Source organism: Halobacteriovorax marinus SJ (genome assembly GCF_000210915.2).
GTDB classification, from domain to species: Bacteria; Bdellovibrionota; Bacteriovoracia; order Bacteriovoracales; family Bacteriovoracaceae; genus Halobacteriovorax; species Halobacteriovorax marinus.
The window spans coordinates 294,567-314,008 of the sequence record NC_016620.1; the positions used below are offsets into that span (position 1 = coordinate 294,567).

The window sequence follows — 19,442 nt, forward strand, 5'->3', positions numbered from 1 at the left end:
TTAACTAAATAACCGATAATAACTCTATGTTAATAACGAATTTCAAAAAGCAGTACTTACTTATTTTGATTCTTCTCTTTTCCATCTCTTGTAAAAAGGATGGTAATACTCAAAGTGATATTATCTTTGGTCCTAGTGCGGGGAATGATACGCCCTACGTGCCAAGTACCGGAGAAGTTACTGACGTTATTGAGCCTGGAGTAGGAGGACAGAATAGCTGTCCCGATGTTCGAGTTGATAGTGATGGAAATATCTCTCTACCAAAAATTTCACCAACAGGTTGGAAGGGAGAGTGGTCAAAGAAAGTTATTAGCGTACTAGAAAATAAGAAAGAAATTTCAGATTCAATGCTAAAAGATCCTAACTTAATTAATAATAAATCTCTTAGTAAAATTAATTGTCAGGGTTACAAGTATGCAACAGAGAATGAACGCAAGCAGTTTTGGGTCACTCTTATAGCTGCTATGACCTATGCTGAAAGTGGCTACTCACCTAAGAAAGGTTACAAAGAAGCAAATGGAACGATCTCTGCGGGTTTACTGCAGATAGATTATTATAATGCAAATGCATACTGTTCTGAGGCGAGGTCTATGGGGAGAAGGTTCACTCATAGAGATATGCTGAATCCAGAGTTGAACCTTGAGTGTGGAATCCATATTCTTCAACAGCAATTAACTGCGAGAAGACCTCGCGCAATTAGAAGAGTTGGAAAGGGGAATTTATTCGTTGAGCAATCGTGGGGAGACAGTACAAATTGGTCTGTTCTTAAACTGGGTAGAAATGGTAACACTAAGGTTTTAAAGCAGTTTAGAAATCATCTTGGGCAATTACCATTTTGCTCTAGAAACAAACCGCTACCAAGGAAATTATCTAACCACAATTGTTCTGATGATAATGAACTTTGTGTGAATGAGATTATGGTCGGTGAGATGAATAGTGAATGCTCAGATATCTACGATTCAAAAATTGCTAAGGCTGAAATTGTAGATGAAACTGAAGAGGAAATCATCGGTGCTCCACAATTAAATAGAGAGCAATAAAAAAGAGGAGGCGCTATGGCCTCCCCTTCATTCACAAAAAAACACCATTCAATTTATCAAACACTAAAACTAAATTGAATAGTATGAGAGGGATTAGAATTCGAGTCCTTCACAAAGACTCTTATCTACAGGAGTTGCTTTATCTTTTTCGAGCTCGCAGTCATTGGTATAAACTTTTGCCTTTCCATTTTTCATTCCACATTCTGGCCTATAAATTTCATAGCAAAAAGTTGGGCCATCAAAACATTGGTCCACACTTAGTAGAGTAACATCTTCAGATGCTCCCCAATTATTTCTTACGACTGTAAAAATCCCTTCTTCGCAAGCAGCTTGCTTGGAAACATTCTCCGATACTTTTAAGGTGACTTCATCAGTCGTCAGGGTTCTTTGATCACTCGAAAGTGTCCCTTCGACTTGAAATGCAAGGTTTGCATTTGCGTTATTAAAAGATAGAAGCAGGATTACTGTTGATAAAATTGTTTTCATAAAACCTCCAATGCGTAAGATTTTGCAATGAGGGGGCCAAAAATATATCCAGTAAAATTAGATACTTAGATTGAGTCTGTTCCAATATGGGAACGCGGAGAGTCTAAAACTGTGCTTAGAGAAGAGCATTTTCCTATTTTTTTTTGACGGCAACCCTTGACGATGATCAAATAGCTACCATTTTACGCACATATAAATTTTATGAATTTCTATATTAACTTTAAGGAGGACCTATGCAGGTTAGACCACTTCAAGACAGAGTTCTAGTTAAGAGACTAGAAGAAGAAACAAAGACTGCCGGAGGAATTATTATTCCAGATAACCACACAGAAAAACCAGTTCAAGGTGAAATTGTTTCTGTTGGGCCAGGTTATAGAAAGGAAGACGGATCTTTTAGAGAATTAGATGTTAAGGCCGGAGACAAAGTTCTTTTCGGAAAATATGCTGGAACTGACGTAAAAGTAGAAGGTGTAGATTATTTAATAATGAAAGAAGACGACATCCTAGGTGTGCTTCAATAATAACTAACAATCTTTATTAGGAGATTAAATCATGGCAAAAGAATTAAAATATAGCGAAGACGCAAGATCACTTATCCTTAACGGAGTTAATACTTTAGCAAACGCAGTTAAAGTAACTCTTGGACCTAAAGGAAGAAATGTAGTTATCCAAAAATCATTTGGTGCTCCACACATTACTAAAGATGGTGTTTCTGTAGCTAAAGAAATTGAAATTGAAAATAACTTTGAAAATATGGGCGCACAGATGGTTAAAGAAGTCGCTCAAAAGACTAATGAAGATGCAGGTGATGGAACGACGACAGCAACAGTTCTAGCTCAAGCGATCTATAGAGAAGGTGTAAAGCTTGTTACTGCTGGTCACAACCCAATGGATCTTAAGAGAGGAATTGATATTGCTGTTGAGAAAGTAGTTTCTAAACTTCAGGAAATGTCTAAAGAAGTTAAGACTTCTGAAGAGATTGCTCAGGTAGGAACAATTTCTGCAAACAATGACACTGAAATTGGAACACTTATCTCTGAAGCAATGGCGAAAGTTGGTAATAACGGTGTTATCACAATTGAAGAGTCTAAGACTGCTGAGACAACTCTTGATGTTGTTGAAGGTATGCAATTTGATAGAGGATACCTTTCTCCATACTTCGTAACTAATCCAGAAAAAATGGAAACTAACTTTGATTCACCAATGATTCTTATTACTGATAAGAAAATTGCAAACATGAAAGAATTAGTTCCTGTTCTTGAAAAAGTTGTACAAGCTTCTAAGCCACTTTTAATTATTGCTGAAGATGTTGAAGGTGAAGCCCTTACAACTCTAGTTGTTAATAAGTTAAGAGGAACTTTAAATGTTTGTGCGGTTAAAGCGCCAGGATTTGGAGATAGAAGAAAAGAAATGCTTAAAGATATTGCAATCCTAACTGGTGGTACTGTTATCTCTGAAGAGCTAGGTATGTCTCTTGAGTCTACAGAGCTTGAGCACTTAGGTTCTGCTAAGAAAGTTACTATTGATAAAGAAAACTCTACAATTGTTGACGGTGCAGGAGATAAAGATGCAGTTGATGCAAGAGTTGCAACGATTCAAAAGCAAGTAGAAGAGTCATCTTCTGACTATGACAAAGAAAAACTTCAAGAAAGATTAGCTAAGCTTTCTGGTGGTGTTGCTGTAATTAACGTTGGCGCTCCAACTGAAACAGAAATGAAAGAAAAGAAAGATAGAGTAGAAGATGCTCTTAACGCTACTAGAGCAGCAGTTGAAGAAGGAATTGTTGTTGGTGGTGGTTCAGCTCTAGTTCACGCTTCTACAGTTCTTGATGGACTTGAAGGTGCAAATGCTGAAGAAACTTTTGGTATTAAAATTGTTAAGAGAGCTGCAGAAGAGCCACTAAGACAAATCTCAGCAAACGCTGGGCTTGAAGGTTCTGTAGTTGTTAATGATGTAAAGAGAAAGGGTGATGTAACTTACGGTTTCAATGCGAGACTTGGTAAGTATGAAGATCTAGTTGCTGCAGGGATTATCGATCCTACAAAAGTAACAAGATCAGCTCTTCAAAATGCTGCATCTGTTTCAGGATTAATGCTTACGACTGAAACAATGATCGCAGATCTTCCTAAGGAAGACGCCGCTCCTGCCGGAATGCCTGGTGGAATGGGTGGTATGGGCGGAATGCCTGGCATGATGTAGCCGCGCGTGCAAAACGCGAAAGCGTTTTGACGTCGCTAGGCACCTTGGCACATGACAGAAGCGTTAGCGCCTGTCGTGTGAGCAAGGAGCACGTACAAAATGCGTAGCATTTTGACGGTCGCTTTACCGTTGTGCATTTGCGAAACGTCAGTTTCGTAATGCATGGGCGGATCGCGTGCAAGCAAGGAGCACGTACAAAATGCATGAGCGGATCGCGTGCAAGCAAGGAACACATCCAAAAAGCATCAAAAGAAATAAGTAAGAGAGACCACCAGAATTGGTGGTCTTTTTATTTCCCGCTTCAACACTTCATATTGAGTTAGAGTAAAACTTTCACTTTTCTTATATCTTTATTTGATGTTCTAGATCGATAGGACTATTTTGAGAGTAGCTATTCTATTTTAGGGGAGCTGCTCAACTTTTTCTGCCTAGAAAGGTTCGTAACTTTTACCTAAAATATATTTAAGGTATTAACGCAAAGTCCTCGCGCTTGCAAAAGAAGTTACTAATGAAGTCGTTTATAAAAGTAAGATACATTCTCCTTGGGAAATTTCTAAAAGATTCTATAAGTGAAGATAGAACTTACTTTGCACTCACATTAATTGTTGGGTTTATTTCTGCGATGGTGGTTATAGCACTTCACCATGGGGTGCTATACCTGAGAGAAGTATTTAAGACATCGGGCTCATTTACTTGGGAGAGTTTTCTCTACGGTGGTGTGGCCATTTTTGTTTCAGGTTGGCTTACCACACGCAAGTTACCTTGGACGGCTGGCTCAGGTATTCCAAATGTTCGAATTGCTCTTGCCGTATTTCATGGGAAAATCTCTCTTAAGGATACTGTCGGAAAGTTCTTTACCTCTCTTCTATCATTAGGATCTGGAGTCTCTCTTGGTTTAGAAGGCCCTGCGGTTGCGACCTGCTCGGGACTCGGTTCATTTCTAGGTAATTACTTTTCGCTCTCTAAGAAGAGAGTTCAGGCCTTAGTTGCAGTGGGAAGTGCCAGTGGAGTTGCTGCTGCTTTTCATACACCAATCTCCGCCGTTGTCTTTACTCTTGAAGAAGTTGTGGGTGACTTAAATGCTAAAATATTGGGATCCATTATTATCTCAAGTGTTATTGCCGTTGTAACTTCTCAGATGCTCACTAATACCACGGAAATCTTTCAAGAAGTACATTACAGATTAGTTGATCATAGAGAGCTTATCTTCTATCTCGTGATAGGTCTTACGGCATCAGTCATTGGGCCAATCTGGATGAATACTGTTTTAAAGTTTCGTGAATTCAATCAAAAATATATGAACAATCATAAGCTTAGCTTTATAATGATTGCTTTTTGTTGCGTAGGTCTTTTAAGCCAAATTCATCCAGGTGTAATTGGGAGTGGAAGTGGAACTTTAGAGGGAACCCTTCTTTCATTAATTCTTGATCCAAAGATTCTCATTACGCTCTTTCTATTAAAATTTATTTCAACATCTATTTGTTATTCGAGTGGAATGAGTGGTGGTCTATTTATGCCAACTCTTTTTATGGGGGCGACAATGGGAAGTTTTATTGGAGTGACGTGCTCTTATTTCTTCCCTGAGATCACAACCATGAGCGGTGCCTATGCTCTTGTTGGAATGGGAGCCTTCTTTGCTACTGTGATTAGAGCGCCCTTTACTTCAATACTAATGGTCTTTGAGCTCACTCGTGATTACAATATTATGCTTCCTTTAATGATTGCCAATATCACTGCTTATGTTATTTCTGCGAAAATAGAGAATAAATCTATTTATGAGAAAATTTCTGAACAAGACGGAATCCATCTGCCGAGTCATGAAGATAATGAAATCCTCGAGTCTCTTAATGTTGAAGATGCGATGGAGAGAAATGTCATTAGTTTAAATTCTTCTCTCACATTAATTGAAGCATATAAGGGTGTGAGAAAGGAGAGTATCTCCGGTTATCCTATTCTTAAAAATGGTAGATTGATTGGAATGATTGCTAAGTCTGATATGAGTGCTGCTATTGGACGAAAGGAATTTCAAAAGAAGCTAGAACATCTTTGTGAGAAGAAAGTTATTAAAATATACCCTGATCAATCCCTTATGGTGGCCTTTCATAGGTTGAAGAGATTTCAAATATCAAGACTACCCGTTGTAAGTAGACTAGATGATAAGAGAGTCGTCGGAGTTATTACTGCACAAGATATCGTTAAGAAGTTTGGCTATGAGTTAAATGAAACTTCTAAAGAGATGGAAGATCTATTAGAAGACACTGAAATTACATAGAGAAGTTCATCATATCCTATCTAACTAAACAAATTATTTACAAATAAATCCATGAGGGATAATTTCCTTGCACTATTATTTATTAAACAAGGAATACTCTATGAAATTTGTTTTCATAATGCTGTTTTCAGCAATTTCAATGTCATCTTTTGCTCAATTTAAAAGTGAAGACTCGGCGTCAGTGAATATAACTGGTGGAAATACAGATCTAAAAACTTATACATTTAAATCGGATAACTCATATACAGTTGAGAAATCAGTCTATAGAGCACATGGTAGTTATCACTATGGTGAATCTGATAGCGTAAGAAGTGCTGAGAATTGGGACTTTGGTCTTCGTTATGATTATAACTTTCTTCCTACTACAGGTATGTATGTTGGAGAGCTGATTGAAGCGGATAGATTTGCAGGATACGATAGAAGATATAATACTGACTTGGGTTTAACTCACATCTTCTATAAGTCTGACTCTGCTACATTCTTAGCTGAAGCAGGTTTAAGATATGCAATTGAAAAGCCTCTCGATAACTCTGAAGATAAGAAAGATTTTAAAGGAAGAATTTACACAGAAATTACAGAGAAACTTCAAGACAATCTAAAAGGAAAGTTTTGGATTGAATATCTTCCAAACTTCTCAGAGAGCAAAGACTACTTAGTTAATCTTGAGCCTTCTCTTATTATTACTCTTACAAAGACTTTCTCAATGAAGACAGCTTATCTTTGGAAGTATGATAATGAACCTCCTACTGGTAAGAGTAAGTACGATCATAATTATACTCTGTCACTACTTGCAAACTTTTAGGAGATATAAATGAATACATCTATGGATAACTTACAAAAAATTTTAATGGATAAGGCTATCGCAGTAGCTCCGAAATTAGCTCTCGCACTAGTTACGCTTGTTATTGGTCTTTATATCGCAAACTTCGTCACTAAGTTATTTACTAAGGCCTTAGGAAAAAAGAAGGTAGATACAGCAGTTTCTCATTTTCTATCAGCAATAATTGGAGTCTGCTTAAAGGTTGCAGTATGCCTCTCTGTTCTTGGAATCTTGGGAGTTCAAACAACTTCTTTTATCGCTGTTCTAGGTTCTGTTGGTCTTGCTTTTGGTCTAGCACTGCAAGGAAGTTTATCAAACCTTGCTGGTGGAGTTCTTTTAATTCTTTTAAAGCCATTTAAAGCAGGTCATGTTATCGAAGCTCAAGGTGTGATCGGGAAAGTTGAGTCTATCTCAATGGTTTACACTAAGCTTAGAACTCCAGATAATAGAATTTTAACAATTCCAAATGGTCCTCTAGCCAATGGAGTGATTAATAATATTACTTCTCAGTCTACTCGAAGAGTTGATTTTATTTTTGGTGTTGGATACGGAGATGATCTTAAGAAAGCAAAGGAAGTTATTTTTAAAACAATTACTTCTGACTCAAGAGTTATGTCTGAGCCTGAGCCATTTATCGCTGTATCAGCACTTGCAGACAGTAGCGTAAACTTTGTTGTAAGAGTTTGGACAAAGAGTGATGATTACTGGGGTGTAAACTTTGATGGAATCGAAAATGTTAAATTAGCATTAGATGAAAACGGAATCAGTATTCCATTCCCTCAAAGAGATGTTCACGTCATCAAAGACTTATAAAAATAGAATGGGCCCGACAAATTGTTGGGCCTTATTTTTTAAACCAACAACTTGGTCTACTTCCTATTCCACTTAAACATGCCCACTCTTCCATAGAGGAAAAATCATTCTGACATAGAGAGCCTTCAAGTATTGTATCAAGTCTACATTGTGCTTCTGGATAGCTCGCTAGAACACTTTCTTCAACCACTGAGGTACTCGGTGTTTCGAGGCTTAGCGCAGGAGTGTCTCTGTAGAGATATGTGATGATCTTTGAAAAACTTTCTGCTGCTTTCGCACTATTTAAACAGTGCTCATCATTATTGCATTTATCGATAACCCCAGGGCCTAGGTGGACTTCATCACCTAGATAAGGAAAGGCCTCAAAGTAACGCTTGAGACAATGTGCACTTGCAAAGTAGTCGGCTTGACCCTCAGCACTTCCCCATGCGAAGTGAGGTAGAGAGTTCATAGGTTCTCCTCCGAGAAGGTGACCTACTTCATGACAGACAACAAAGGCCCAGCCATACTCATTCACTCCAGGGATTCTGGCCATTCCTCCCCAGAAGTTTAACGAGAAGAGTGGAGGGTTATCATTGTGGGCCCAGGCACTAAAGTAGCTCGTATCCCAGTCCGCATTAAATAGGACAGCGATTCCTTTTTGAGCAAACTCTAATCTGTATAGCGACTCTACTCTGTTAATAATCGAGTAAAATAAATCTTCGTTAATAGTGGACGTCGTAGGGTCCGTAGGTAGGATTTCCCATCTTGATCGGTCAGCGCTCCAAGTTAGAATAGAGCTTAAAAGACATGTAAGTATAAGAAATTTCTTCATAATTACTCATATCTCTTGAAGAGGAAATTATGAAGTGTCCGGGTCATTTTTTCATAGTGAACCGCGTCCTATTAGACAATCTTTGGCACGAGATAGGTGACGGATATGAATAAAAAGATTAAGATAGGCACCTAGAATTACGGGGAATAGAAATGGAAGAGAATAATCAGAATACAGAAGCTCCAGTGGATCCATCTGTAGAGAAACTAACTAAGATTAAAAAAGAATTACTTTCTTGGATTTATATAATTGTAACGGTCTTTGCATTTAAATCTTCATTTTTTGAGCCAAACCATATTCCTTCGGGATCTTTACTTCCAACAAATGCCATTGGGGATTTTATTCTCGTAAATAAAATGTCTTATGGATTTAAGCTTCCTTACTCAGATTTATTTGGTGACCCAATCTATTTGACGACACCATCTGACCCAAAAAGGGGAGATATTATCGTATTTAGATACCCAAGAGATAGAAATATCCTCTACGTTAAGAGAGTGATTGGTTTACCAGGTGACGAGGTTGAAGTTTATAATAATAAGGTTTACTTGAACGGTAAATTGATTGAAACAAAGCCGGTAGCAAAGGAAGAGTATATAGACCTATTTGACGATAAATTCGACAAGAAGGGAATAGAGTTTGAAGCCGTTGAATTAGACGGTAAGAAGTTTGTTACAGCTGTGAATAATAGCATGCCTTATCACTTGAATATCCCTAAGGTTAAGGTTGAAAAAGGTCATTTCTTTGTAATGGGTGACAATAGAGATTACTCTAGTGACTCAAGAGTTTGGGGATTTGTACCTTTTGGTCATATTCGCGGAAGGGCCATGCTTGTATGGTTCAACATGGTTTACCCATGGTCAAAGGAGAAATTCCACTTTAGACCATGGAGAATTGGGACGCTACTCTAGCCTCTTGTTCTCGCTTCGAGCTCAGCAATGAGCTCGGAGGTATCAATATCTTTTAAGAGTTCTGCCTTATCTCTTTCTAAGTAACTATTTGTCTTTCTAATTCCAGCTAAGTAGAGCAGTGAGAAGTACTGCTTTCTGTCTAGAGCATATCCACCTAGTTTGGGGTAGAGGTCGTCATGATCCATTTTAAGCTTCTCTAGCATCTCATTTGGATTTATTCCTGCTCTAGAAGAGTGGGTGAAGAATATTGGCTGTGGGACTATAAAAATTTCTTTAATTTCATTATTCATGTGGAATTTATAGTGAAAAATTGGTTATGTGAAAAGTCTCAAAAGAAGAAGATAGTAAAAATAACTTGATCTATGAAGTGCTTGTTCATAGTCTAAGTATTCAATCGACAACTTATGTGAAGCTAGTGAAATTCTAGCGCTGTCCAGCAACGGTAGAGCCCGATCCATACTTTGTTTTAGTCTATCCCTGAGGAGGAATCATGAAGCTATCGTTTATTGTAGCAACACTTCTGTGCTTTAATTTACAAGCACAAACTAATATTCTGGTGAGTGCAGAAAAAATTTCTTTGGATAAAGATCAAACGGTCTCTGATGTCGACGTCATTGATGCTGCAGAGATTGAGGCCTCTGGAGAGAGTTCTCTAGTGGACTTACTTGCTGATAGAGCATCTCTTTATATTAATTCAAATGGTGGTTTCGCAAAAGCAACCTCTCTATTCTTAAGGGGAGCTGACTCTAGTTATACATTGATTGAAATTGACGGCGTTGAATATAATGATAGAAGCTCTGTTGGTGGAGCAGCTATTCTAGAGCATATTGATTTATCTAATATTGAAAAAGTTGAAATTCTTAAGGGAGCACAAAGTGTTCTCTACGGCTCTGATGCAATGGCAGGTGTAATTAAAATTACGACGAAGACTCCAGGGAAGTATGTTGGAGCAAATGCTTCTATTGGTTATGGGAGTTACGATAATAAAAGGGCTTCCTTTTCTACATCTCAAAAAGGTAAGACGATGAATTATGTTTTGGGAATGAGCTTTCAAGATGTCGAGGGCTTCTCAAGCTATAATGAAAAACGAGCTCCTTTTGCTGAAAGAGATGGTATGAACAATTTGACTGCCACATTTAAAGGGATAAAGAAGCTAGGCTCTACTGATCAACTGATGTTTAATGTCAGAGGGGTAAAGGCACAAAGTGACTTTGATGCAAGTACATCTGACAAGCTAGACTATATGGGAAGGGACGAGCAACTTATTGCCGGAGTGAGCTATAAGAAGCGTATTGGTGATTACTGGATACCAGAGTTAAGCATTACTTATAACAAGTCAGATCGTCTCTCTAATTCTTTTTCTCTTTCACGACTTGTTGCCGAGACAAAGAAGGTTGAACTTAAAAACCCTCTCTATATCAATGAATCGATTACAATATTGAATGGCCTTGAATATGAAGATATAGAGGCGAGTATTGAGAATATAAATAATAAGAAAAATTATAATTCATATGCAACCTATCTCAATTCCCATTTACAAAGAGGGGACTTAAAGCTGCAGGCAGGACTCAGGTGGTCAAAAGAGAAAAGTCTAAGTGATCAGATCGTGTGGAAGGGAGGGGCGAGTTATAGGTTGTTTGAGAACACTTTCGCAAAACTGAATGCTTCTACAGGATATAAAAGTCCGAGCCTTTATCAGCTCTTTAGTATTTATGGAAATGAGCAACTTAGAGCGACTAAAAGTAAGAGTTATGACTTTACTCTTGAGCAAAGATTTAGCGCTTTCGTTTTGAGTGGAACTATTTTTCAGAATGAATATGAGAATGTTATCGACTTTGATAGCACACTTAATAAATATACCAATACATTTAAATCTGAGACTAAAGGAGTTGAGCTTGGTTTGGATATTTCTACAGAGAAATTCGACCTTAGCAGTAGTGCAACTATCCTAAGGGCCTTTAATAAATCAGCGGGAAGTGATGGGGTTTATTTGGCGAGAAGACCAAGAGAGAAATACTATCTGGGACTTAAGTATAAATTTAATGAGAAGCTTTCATTGAGTAATGACTATAATTACGTAGGAAGACGGGAAAATAGTGACTTTGATACTGTTGTTCTTAGCTCTTACTTGCTGGTGGGCCTAAATCTAAATTATGAAATATCAAATGATCAAGCAGTTCTATTAAAGATTGATAATGCTCTAGATAAAGAATATGAGCAAATCCATGGATTTGGAACAGCTGGGAGAAGTTTCTTCCTTAGGTATAACTTTAAACTATAATGAATAGCTCGCTCATCTTTGGAATATTTATATCTCTAGTTTTTCACTCACTATTAGTGATTGATCTAAGTATTAAGAGTGAAGCAGAAGTAACGATGAAGATGAGCTCTTCAAAATCATCATTTAAAGTTAACTTGAATAAGGAGAAGAAGTCCCCTGAGCGTAAAGGTATTGGTCAGAATAAGAAAGTTAGCAATGAAGTTAAAACAGATGAATCTAATTTGGCTAAGACTTCCGTCCACGTTGCGAATCAATTTAAGCCTCAATATCCCTATCGCTCGAGACTCTTCTCAGAAGAGGGAGTTGTCTTTGTGAATGTTAAAATTGATAAGAGCGCTAAGGTTATTGATGCAAGTATTGCAAAGAGTAGCGGGTTTGAGAGACTTGATAATGCAGCACTTGAGGCGGCAAGAAAGAGCTTTTTTACGGTCACGCAAAAGGGAAGGGAGAGTGTCGTAGAATATGTGTTAGAATTTAATTTCAAATTAAATGAGGGAGAGTAAGAGTGCTACTAAGGATTTTGGTTATTTTTGTACTTTCTTTTGCTGCTTTAGGTGAGCAAAGAATAAGTAGTACTGTTCCAAGTCTTAGTGAAACTTTATATGAGCTTGGACTTGATTCTGAGGTCGTTGGTGTGAGTAGGTTTTGTCTATTCGATAAGAAATTTTGTAGTAAAGATAAAATTGGAACATCTCTAGATATTAATTATGAAAAAATATTGAAGCTAAATACAAGTATTGTACTTCTTAGTTCTAAGGCCTCATCTAAACAAATTAATAACTTGAAAAAGTTAGGTGTTGAGACAATAGCACTTGCTCATGACAGATTAGATGATGTCTTCCATTCCATCAATTTCTTAGGAAAGAAGTTCTCTAGAGAGAAAAGGGCCAAGGAATTAATTGATAATTTAAATAAGTACTTAACAAAGAAGTCCAAGAAAAAGCCTTTGAAAGTGTTATTTCTGATCTCGAGCTCTCTTCGTGATGGTGAGATTGTAAAGGCATTGGCCGCTGGAGAGGAAACTTTCTACTCTGATATCCTAGATAGAATTGGACACCAAAATGTGCTATCTGGAGGAAGTGCCGCCTATCCAGAAATAGGAAGAGAGAGACTTCTATCTCTAGAATACGATGTTATTTTTGAAATCTATGGCGCTCATAATAAGGACTCTATGAAGAGTCATGAGCAAGCTTGGAAAAAAATATTGAAAGAAAGTAAAAAGACTAAGTATATTCAACTTTATGGAGACTATCACTTTATCCCTGGTCCTAGAGTATGGAAGATTGCAGAGGATATAAAGAATTCTTTAGAGGTGAGCCATGTTAAAAATTAAGAACCTCTCATTAAGTATTGATAAGAAGGAAATCTTAAAAGATATCTCTCTAGAATTTCTCCCAAACTCTCAGACGACAATTCTTGGCCCAAATGGTTCAGGAAAATCTTCTCTTATTAAATGCATTATTGGTATTAATGATATGTGGAGTGGATCAATTGAGCTAAATGGAGTCGATATAAGAGAGTTAACTTATTTAGAAAGAGCAAAAATTATCTCTTATGTTCCACAGTTTCTTGAGGTTCATGCAGATTATAGTGTTTGGGATTTTATGGAGATGAGTTATTACCCTCATCTCGAAGATATGCGAACTCTTAATAATTTTGAAATTGAAAAAGCAGATTCGATATTAAATGACTTTAATCTTTTAGATTTTAAACATCGCTCTCTTCTTAGTCTTAGTGGTGGAGAGAGGCAGCGAGTCTTTATTGCAGCTTCAATTTTTCAATCTCCAAAAATACTCCTCTTAGATGAACCGACATCTTTCTTAGATCCTAAAATTCAAGATGAAATAAATAAAATAATCTTCTCTTTAGAGAAGAGGATGAGTGTTGTTCTCGTCTCACACGATATTAATTCTTCAATTTTAAATAGTAAGAGAATTATTGCACTTAAGAAGGGAGAGCGCTTCTATGATGGAAGTGCAGTTGAATTTATTAGTAAGAAATATCTAGATGAGTTATTTGAGAAGTCTTTCACTCTTGTAAATCACCCTGAAGAAAAAATGAAAATGATTGTGCCGGAGATTTATAAGTCATGAAATTAAAATTTCTCGCCCTTTTCTTTCTTTTAGTTATAGTTTCCCTTTTTTCAATAATGATTGGCCCTGGAGATTTTAAATTTTCGGATCCTGGGTTTTCTAATATTGTTTGGAATATAAGGCTTCCACAACTCTTAATGTCCTTTCTTGTTGGAGGTTTACTTTCCTTGAGTGGACTTCTCTTTCAGGCCATGTTTAAGAACTCTCTTGCAACACCTTATACGCTGGGAGTAGCTAGTGGTGCAGCTCTAGGGGCTTCTCTTTATTTTACTCTTGGTCTCTCTCTCTCCTTTACTTTCTTTAATGGTGTTACAATTTTTAGTTTTATAAGCGCACTTCTTTGTGTTGTGATCGTATACTCGATGGCGATTAAAAGAGGTAGAGTGAGCACTCACTCATTATTATTATCTGGTGTCGTACTCTCAATGATTTGCTCAAGCCTAATTCTCTTCTTACAGTTCATGGGACAGGAGAGGGATGCTATTCAAGTGGTTAGGTGGCTAATGGGAGGAATTGATGTGGTAGGATTTAGTTCTCCAGTGCGCTTGATTCCAGTAGTTCTTATTTCTCTTTTTTATTGTTCTTTTAACGCGAGAAAATTGAATATTATGTATCTAGGTGATGATATTGCTCTTACTCGTGGAGTAAATATTTATAAGTTTAGAAAGTCTCTCTATATTGTTAATTCAATAGTAGTGGCGATGGTAGTAGCAGAGTGCGGTCCAATAGGCTTTGTGGGGCTTCTAGGGCCTCATATGGCAAAGAAAGTCTTTGGTCACAAGCATCAGCAATTGATACCTGCGAGCTTTATGGTGGGCGGAATACTCCTTAATCTTTGCGATCTTCTTTCAAGAAATATTATGGAGGAAACTCTATTGCCTGTAGGAGTTATGACTGCTCTGTTGGGTGGACCATTCCTCTTGTATCTTCTTTCTAGGCCTACAAAAAGCTGAGTGAAATTGTTGTAAGATTTTATGTGGGGTCAAAAAAATGTCTCTTTAAGGTTTCTTTTGACACCTAATTTTCTTAATTATTTAAAGAACTTAAATAGTCTTTATGTAGTTTCTTCTGCTGTTATCTTTGCAAGCTTCCGTGAATAGGTAGGGCCAGAAAATGTAAGATCACTTACTTTCAATGTATTGGACTACTAGTGGCAATTTGCCTGTTTCTAATCCCATGAAATCAGGAATATCTTAATATTGCCCCTATGGTTCGTAGGGGCAATATGCTACTCCTATGGGGATTTTGACAGTTTATTAAGGGGAAAACTTGGCATCAGCTTTGCTATATATAAAGCAAGAGTAATCAAGGAAGAATACTCGAGAATATCAAGGAAGATAAAGCCGATTTATGAAGTTTCTACGGATGGAGACGAAGTAGTAAAAAGGTTGGTTAAGATTTACAGGAAGTGAGTCGAGACAAAGAAAAAAGAGTTAGACGATCCTAGTTTCCCTCTCTCTAGTTAGGAAGATCAACTCACCAAAAAAGTATTGGTACCCGTAGACCTGATGATAGAAGTAACTTAAATAAACAGTCTATCGGGTACCTTTCTTCTTAATTATGCCACAAGTTTTTTCAATTCATCAATACTACCTTCAAGACTAACAGCAACACTAATTAACTCTTTTGAAGACTCTTCTACTTGATGAGCACTCTTAGTTGTTAGTTGGTTTGCACTATCAATTTCTTGAACCGCTGTATTGATCTCACCAACACCTGAGCTTTGCTCTTGAGAAGCAGTAGCAATCTCATTGGTTGATTCAGTAACTCGTATAAACATTTGATCAATTTCTTTTAGAGTTTGTTCACATCTCGCAGAAATATCTAAGGTTTGAGTGATGATTTCTTCACTCTTTTTTACAGCACTGCTTACTTCTGATTTAGAGTTCTCGATCATCGAAGAGATATTCGAAAGACTTCCCTCAAGAAGCTCTGAGATTTCATTCGCAGAGTTACCACTCATGTGAGCAAGGTTCCCAACTTCTTCCGCTACAACAGAGAATCCCTTTCCATGTTCACCAGCTCTTGCGGCCTCAACTGAAGCGTTGAAAGAGAGTAGCTTTGTTTGGAAAACAATATCGTTGATAACACTTGTCTTATCTTGAACGTTATTAAATACTCCTAAGATCTCTTCAAATCTTTTGTGGTTATTATCAACTTTCGTAATAAGCTCTGAAGAAGCTGTGTTCATATCTTTAACTTTTTCAGCTAGGTTTAGAATCATTTGTAGACCCTTATCTAGTTCTCTCTTTCCTGTATTTACTAGGTCAGCACTAGATACTGCCGTTGAAGTATTCTTATTCACCATTTCTGAAATCTCATGTAGTGAAGAAGATGTCTGAGTTACACTCGCTGACTGCTGCTGAGACGCCGAAGCAAGCTCTGTCGCTCTTTGACCTAGAAGGCCAGAAATATTATTAAGAGTTAAACTCTCATTAGTAACGTTGTTGATTGTACTTTCAATTTTTTGCTTAATGCTTCTGATGAAGTAGAAGCTCAGTCCAATTGTAAAAAGAAGACATCCACCTAGGATTGAGAACATAAGAAGTTCAACTTCCTTATAGTGTTCTCTCGCAACATCAAAGTCTACTTTTGCTTTTGTTTGAATAACTTCTTGAAGTGCATCGAGCTGGTCTCTACTGCTTTCAAATGCTGGACCAGTTACGTTGAGAGATGTATTCATTAGAGTAGCGTGATCTCCCTCGTATCCACTTTCTGTAAGTGGCATTGATGTATCACTGATCGTTACCCAATCTTGATATTTCGTCTTGAATACTTCAATGATTTCTTTCTCTTCTTTAGTTTTTGCAAGCTTTTCGTATACAGAGAATCTTTCTAGAACTTGCGCTCTATTCTTATAGTATTCTCCAACTTGTTTCTTCTTTTGTTCACTATCAAGACCAGATAGAAGAAGTGTTCTCTCCGCAACTAGAGATTGTTGAAAATCTCTGTCGGCCTGAACAAGGTTATCAATAGAAGGTAGACTCCTAGAGAATACGCTATCTAGCTCCTCACTTATGCTGGTTAAGCCAATGTAGCTAATCGCACAGATGATGACCTGAAAAGCAAATAGAAATGAAACCAGTGTAATGATTTGTGTTTGAATTTTTAATTTCATGGTTAGCAGCCCTCTCAATTAATTATGAAGCAATCAATAACTCTTCGGTGAAAACGTAATTTATTTTACTAAAAGTTTTCCTTAAGATTTCTTAAGCTATGGGCAATCTTTTCCATCGAACTCCTCTGGACTCTAAGTTTCTCAACCCTCCTTAGAAGTAAACCGATTCGTAAATTATGATAAACTCTAGTCGAGAAATATTTATATTCTACTTAAAAAATGACAATCAAATGTCAGAGAATTATTTCTATCTTGCTGATTTATTTAAGAATTATGGGATTTCTCTTGTTCCTGTAACACTTCGAGAACTGAAGGATATCAAGCATAATAATAGAGAATATATCGTATCTATAAACTCAAGTATCACTAAGTATGCTAATTTTCTTAAGGCCAGAAAGAACTTCTTAGACCACATGGTTCTTAGTAAGAAGTTCTGCCTCTTTGATCTATCAAGTTTTGCTATGGCCGATATTGCGGCCAAAGGATTTAGAAATAAGTCCTACCATTATTTCCAACTACCTGTTGAGTTGAAAGAAGTGGTAAAATTAATAGCACTTACTATTTATGAAGATAGAAGAACAAAGTTGACATGGCCTGGGGGAATACGTTCAAAGCTTCCGGCAGATGTCGGGAGTAGCATGTGAAAATTAGCCAAGAGCAAATTATTTCCAGGCTTATTACTTTGATAAGACTTGATGCCAAGAATTTATTTGAAAGAATTAAAACCAGAGAAGTTGAGTATCTAACAATCTTCTCTCTAAAAAGAACCAGATCACATTTTCCATCAGTGTTTAGATCTCGCTATAAGAAAGTTGGCATTGGAGATCTAAAGTATCTTTCACCCGAGTTAATCGTTGTTCTTAATGACTTCTACGAAACGGTAGATAAAATGGAGTGGTATTTAACATCGACTGAAGATATGCCACAGACTGTAGATGATAGAGTTCATTACTTTATTAAAGAACTCACTCGTAAGTATGATCTGCTTATGCTCTACTTTGATGGTGAAACAGAAGATGAAACTGAACCTGAAGCACTCTTAGAGGAAATTGATCTTCCTGAAGAATTTGAACTCGAAGAAAGTGAAGAGTCTTTTGAGGAATTATCTGACGAGGTTTTAAATGATCTAACTTCGAGTTAGAATATTTCTATGTTTAAAACTATTGCTCTTATCTTTTTTATTTCCCTACCTACTTTTGCTAGACAAGCAATTTCAGGGAATCGCTATCAACTTCTTTCCGGAGTAAGAAAGCAAAAAGAGAGTATTCAATTTTGGGATAAGAAGTTTGCTGGTGAAGACTATCTTTATGGGAAAGCTCCTGCAAAATTTCTAGCTGAAAATTATGGCTATATTCCTTTAGCATCAAAAGTCTTAGATGTAGGAATGGGCGAGGGGAGAAATACCGTTTTCCTAGCTCGCAAGGGATATAATGTTACTGGTGTAGATATCTCTGCAATTGCGGTGAGAAAAGCTCGAAGGCTAGCGGCGGAACATGGAATTAGAATTAACGCTGTAGTTTCTTCTATGGAAGACTTCAAGGGTGAGAAGAGTTCCTTTGATGCCATACTTGTCTTCTACTATGTCGACCGTGAGTTAAATAAGAAGCTGATTGAGTGGCTTAAGCCAGGCGGTATTTTAATTTATGAATCTCACACAAAAAAGCAAAAGACTCTTGCTGGAAATGAGAAGTATGAGGATAAGTACTTACTCAAAGAACTTGAGCTTCTTAGTATGTTTCCAGATCTTCGCGTTCTAAAGTTTGAAGAGCCTCTTCACAGAGGAGAGTTCACTAGTTCAATCATTCTTCAAAAGCCTTTGAGATAATTTCCTACTTTCTGAAAAAATAAAGATTTGAGACAATAAGAGCATGAAAACTTTTGTTTGGACTTTATTATTTCTGCTGACGGGTCTCTCTATGGGCGAAACTCGTAAAATGAGTGAGCAGGGTGTGTTCTCTGGTCGAGTGTCCTACTTGCGAGAAGAGGCAAGTCTAGTGAGAGTTAAAGTCGAATTTGAAAATGTAAAATACGTTAATAAGAAAGATAAAGTTGAATTCTGGGATCAGCACAATCCAAACTTTCACTGTAAGGCCTATGTGGCAGGAAAGAGTAGTAGCTATCTCTTATTAAAAGTTCCCAATATGAGAGATTGCTCATCTAGAGTTACCTTGGGGGCTGGTCGCTATTTAAAGTTCTTTAGTGAGGATCTTGAAAATAATATTCGTATGGGTAAGGAGCTGATTGAGATTCTTGTTAAGAAGAAAATGGCGCTTACCAGCAAAATTTTGTCCCGCAAAAAGCAATTGGACAGTCACATTGAAAAGGCCGACGCTGTGAATAAGAGGTATCAAGTATTACGCGACAAGTTAGAAGCGCAGTGGCGCAATGAGTTGGCCGCGTTGGAAGAAGACCGCTTGGATGCACTTAGAAATTACAAGGGCTTGGAAGTGAGAATAAATGAAATAGACTTTAAATTACAAAAATATAGAATTTCTGATGAAAATTTAACCCTAGATAGATGGTCTCTAGACCCAAGATTATTCTACAAAAAGTAGATTCTCATTGAGCTAAAACCCCATAGAAATTACATATTTAAGT

The 19,442-nt window shown here is 37.2% G+C and carries 20 protein-coding genes; 16 read left to right on the top strand and 4 right to left on the bottom strand.

Features of this window, described 5'->3' with window-relative positions; translation table 11 throughout:
* Positions 1-26: 26 nt before the first annotated feature.
* Positions 27-1,040, top strand: a complete 1,014-nt coding sequence (locus tag BMS_RS01380; protein WP_014242995.1) for a transglycosylase SLT domain-containing protein — start codon at positions 27-29, stop codon at positions 1,038-1,040.
* 93 nt (positions 1,041-1,133) lie between these two features.
* Here the strand turns inward: BMS_RS01380 and BMS_RS01385 are convergent, their stop codons facing one another.
* Positions 1,134-1,526 carry a hypothetical protein gene (locus BMS_RS01385; protein WP_014242996.1) on the bottom strand — a complete coding sequence of 131 codons (393 nt, stop codon included), beginning with the start codon at positions 1,524-1,526 and terminating at the stop codon, positions 1,134-1,136.
* Positions 1,527-1,759: 233 nt separating this feature from the next.
* On the opposite strand from BMS_RS01385, the gene BMS_RS01390 reads away from it, so the two are divergent.
* The 5 genes from BMS_RS01390 to BMS_RS01410 all read left to right on the top strand — a co-directional run bounded on the left by BMS_RS01390 (position 1,760) and on the right by BMS_RS01410 (position 7,630).
* Entirely contained in the window at positions 1,760-2,047 is a 288-nt protein-coding gene (locus tag BMS_RS01390) for a co-chaperone GroES (RefSeq protein ID WP_014242997.1), read from the top strand.
* Positions 2,048-2,078: 31 nt separating this feature from the next.
* Positions 2,079-3,725, top strand: a complete 1,647-nt coding sequence (gene groL, locus BMS_RS01395) for a chaperonin GroEL (protein WP_014242998.1) — start codon at positions 2,079-2,081, stop codon at positions 3,723-3,725.
* A gap of 508 nt (positions 3,726-4,233) precedes the next feature.
* Complete coding sequence (locus BMS_RS01400; RefSeq protein ID WP_014242999.1) at positions 4,234-5,997, top strand: chloride channel protein; 1,764 nt, start codon at positions 4,234-4,236, stop codon at positions 5,995-5,997.
* Between the two features lie 100 nt (positions 5,998-6,097).
* Entirely contained in the window at positions 6,098-6,799 is a 702-nt protein-coding gene (locus tag BMS_RS01405; protein WP_052590548.1) for a DUF481 domain-containing protein, read from the top strand.
* Positions 6,800-6,808: 9 nt separating this feature from the next.
* On the top strand, positions 6,809-7,630 hold the full coding sequence (locus BMS_RS01410; protein ID WP_014243001.1) for a mechanosensitive ion channel family protein: 822 nt from the start codon (positions 6,809-6,811) through the stop codon (positions 7,628-7,630).
* A gap of 31 nt (positions 7,631-7,661) precedes the next feature.
* Here the strand turns inward: BMS_RS01410 and BMS_RS01415 are convergent, their stop codons facing one another.
* Positions 7,662-8,444 carry an ImmA/IrrE family metallo-endopeptidase gene (locus BMS_RS01415; protein WP_014243002.1) on the bottom strand — a complete coding sequence of 261 codons (783 nt, stop codon included), beginning with the start codon at positions 8,442-8,444 and terminating at the stop codon, positions 7,662-7,664.
* 152 nt (positions 8,445-8,596) lie between these two features.
* Here BMS_RS01415 and lepB point away from each other — a divergent pair, with 152 nt between their 5' ends.
* Positions 8,597-9,352 (top strand): signal peptidase I, encoded by a 756-nt coding sequence (lepB, locus tag BMS_RS01420; protein WP_014243003.1) that lies wholly within the window; start codon positions 8,597-8,599, stop codon positions 9,350-9,352.
* Here the strand turns inward: lepB and BMS_RS01425 are convergent.
* A complete protein-coding gene (locus BMS_RS01425; RefSeq protein ID WP_044557166.1) occupies positions 9,349-9,642 on the bottom strand; it encodes a hypothetical protein in 294 nt (97 codons plus the stop codon). The two genes, lepB and BMS_RS01425, sit on opposite strands and share 4 nt — an antisense overlap.
* A gap of 200 nt (positions 9,643-9,842) precedes the next feature.
* Here BMS_RS01425 and BMS_RS01430 point away from each other — a divergent pair, with 200 nt between their 5' ends.
* From BMS_RS01430 to BMS_RS01450, 5 genes are read left to right on the top strand one after another with little or no spacing between them, the layout of a single operon-like run.
* Complete coding sequence (locus tag BMS_RS01430) at positions 9,843-11,633, top strand: TonB-dependent receptor plug domain-containing protein (RefSeq protein ID WP_014243004.1); 1,791 nt, start codon at positions 9,843-9,845, stop codon at positions 11,631-11,633.
* Positions 11,633-12,136: an energy transducer TonB gene (locus tag BMS_RS16575; RefSeq protein WP_014243005.1), complete on the top strand. Its 504-nt coding sequence runs from the start codon at positions 11,633-11,635 to the stop codon at positions 12,134-12,136. Before BMS_RS01430 ends, BMS_RS16575 begins: the two co-directional genes overlap by 1 nt.
* 2 nt (positions 12,137-12,138) lie before the next feature.
* Positions 12,139-12,966, top strand: a complete 828-nt coding sequence (locus BMS_RS01440) for an ABC transporter substrate-binding protein (protein ID WP_014243006.1) — start codon at positions 12,139-12,141, stop codon at positions 12,964-12,966.
* Entirely contained in the window at positions 12,953-13,726 is a 774-nt protein-coding gene (locus BMS_RS01445) for an ABC transporter ATP-binding protein (RefSeq protein WP_014243007.1), read from the top strand. The genes BMS_RS01440 and BMS_RS01445 overlap by 14 nt, the downstream gene beginning before the upstream one ends.
* Positions 13,723-14,679 (top strand): FecCD family ABC transporter permease, encoded by a 957-nt coding sequence (locus BMS_RS01450; RefSeq protein WP_014243008.1) that lies wholly within the window; start codon positions 13,723-13,725, stop codon positions 14,677-14,679. The genes BMS_RS01445 and BMS_RS01450 overlap by 4 nt, the downstream gene beginning before the upstream one ends.
* 605 nt (positions 14,680-15,284) lie before the next feature.
* Here BMS_RS01450 and BMS_RS01455 read toward each other — a convergent pair.
* Positions 15,285-16,844 carry a HAMP domain-containing methyl-accepting chemotaxis protein gene (locus tag BMS_RS01455; RefSeq protein WP_014243009.1) on the bottom strand — a complete coding sequence of 520 codons (1,560 nt, stop codon included), beginning with the start codon at positions 16,842-16,844 and terminating at the stop codon, positions 15,285-15,287.
* A gap of 230 nt (positions 16,845-17,074) precedes the next feature.
* Here BMS_RS01455 and BMS_RS01460 point away from each other — a divergent pair, with 230 nt between their 5' ends.
* Genes BMS_RS01460 through BMS_RS01475 form a run of 4 tightly spaced genes read left to right on the top strand, consistent with a single transcriptional unit; the run spans position 17,075 to position 19,399 of the window.
* On the top strand, positions 17,075-17,488 hold the full coding sequence (locus BMS_RS01460) for a hypothetical protein (protein ID WP_014243010.1): 414 nt from the start codon (positions 17,075-17,077) through the stop codon (positions 17,486-17,488).
* The gene (locus BMS_RS01465) at positions 17,485-17,985 is read left to right on the top strand and encodes a hypothetical protein (protein ID WP_014243011.1); all 501 of its coding nucleotides are present in this window, start codon (positions 17,485-17,487) and stop codon (positions 17,983-17,985) included. The genes BMS_RS01460 and BMS_RS01465 overlap by 4 nt, the downstream gene beginning before the upstream one ends.
* 9 nt (positions 17,986-17,994) lie before the next feature.
* A complete protein-coding gene (locus BMS_RS01470; RefSeq protein WP_014243012.1) occupies positions 17,995-18,669 on the top strand; it encodes a class I SAM-dependent methyltransferase in 675 nt (224 codons plus the stop codon).
* A gap of 43 nt (positions 18,670-18,712) precedes the next feature.
* Positions 18,713-19,399 (top strand): hypothetical protein, encoded by a 687-nt coding sequence (locus tag BMS_RS01475; protein WP_014243013.1) that lies wholly within the window; start codon positions 18,713-18,715, stop codon positions 19,397-19,399.
* Positions 19,400-19,442 lie beyond the last annotated feature (43 nt).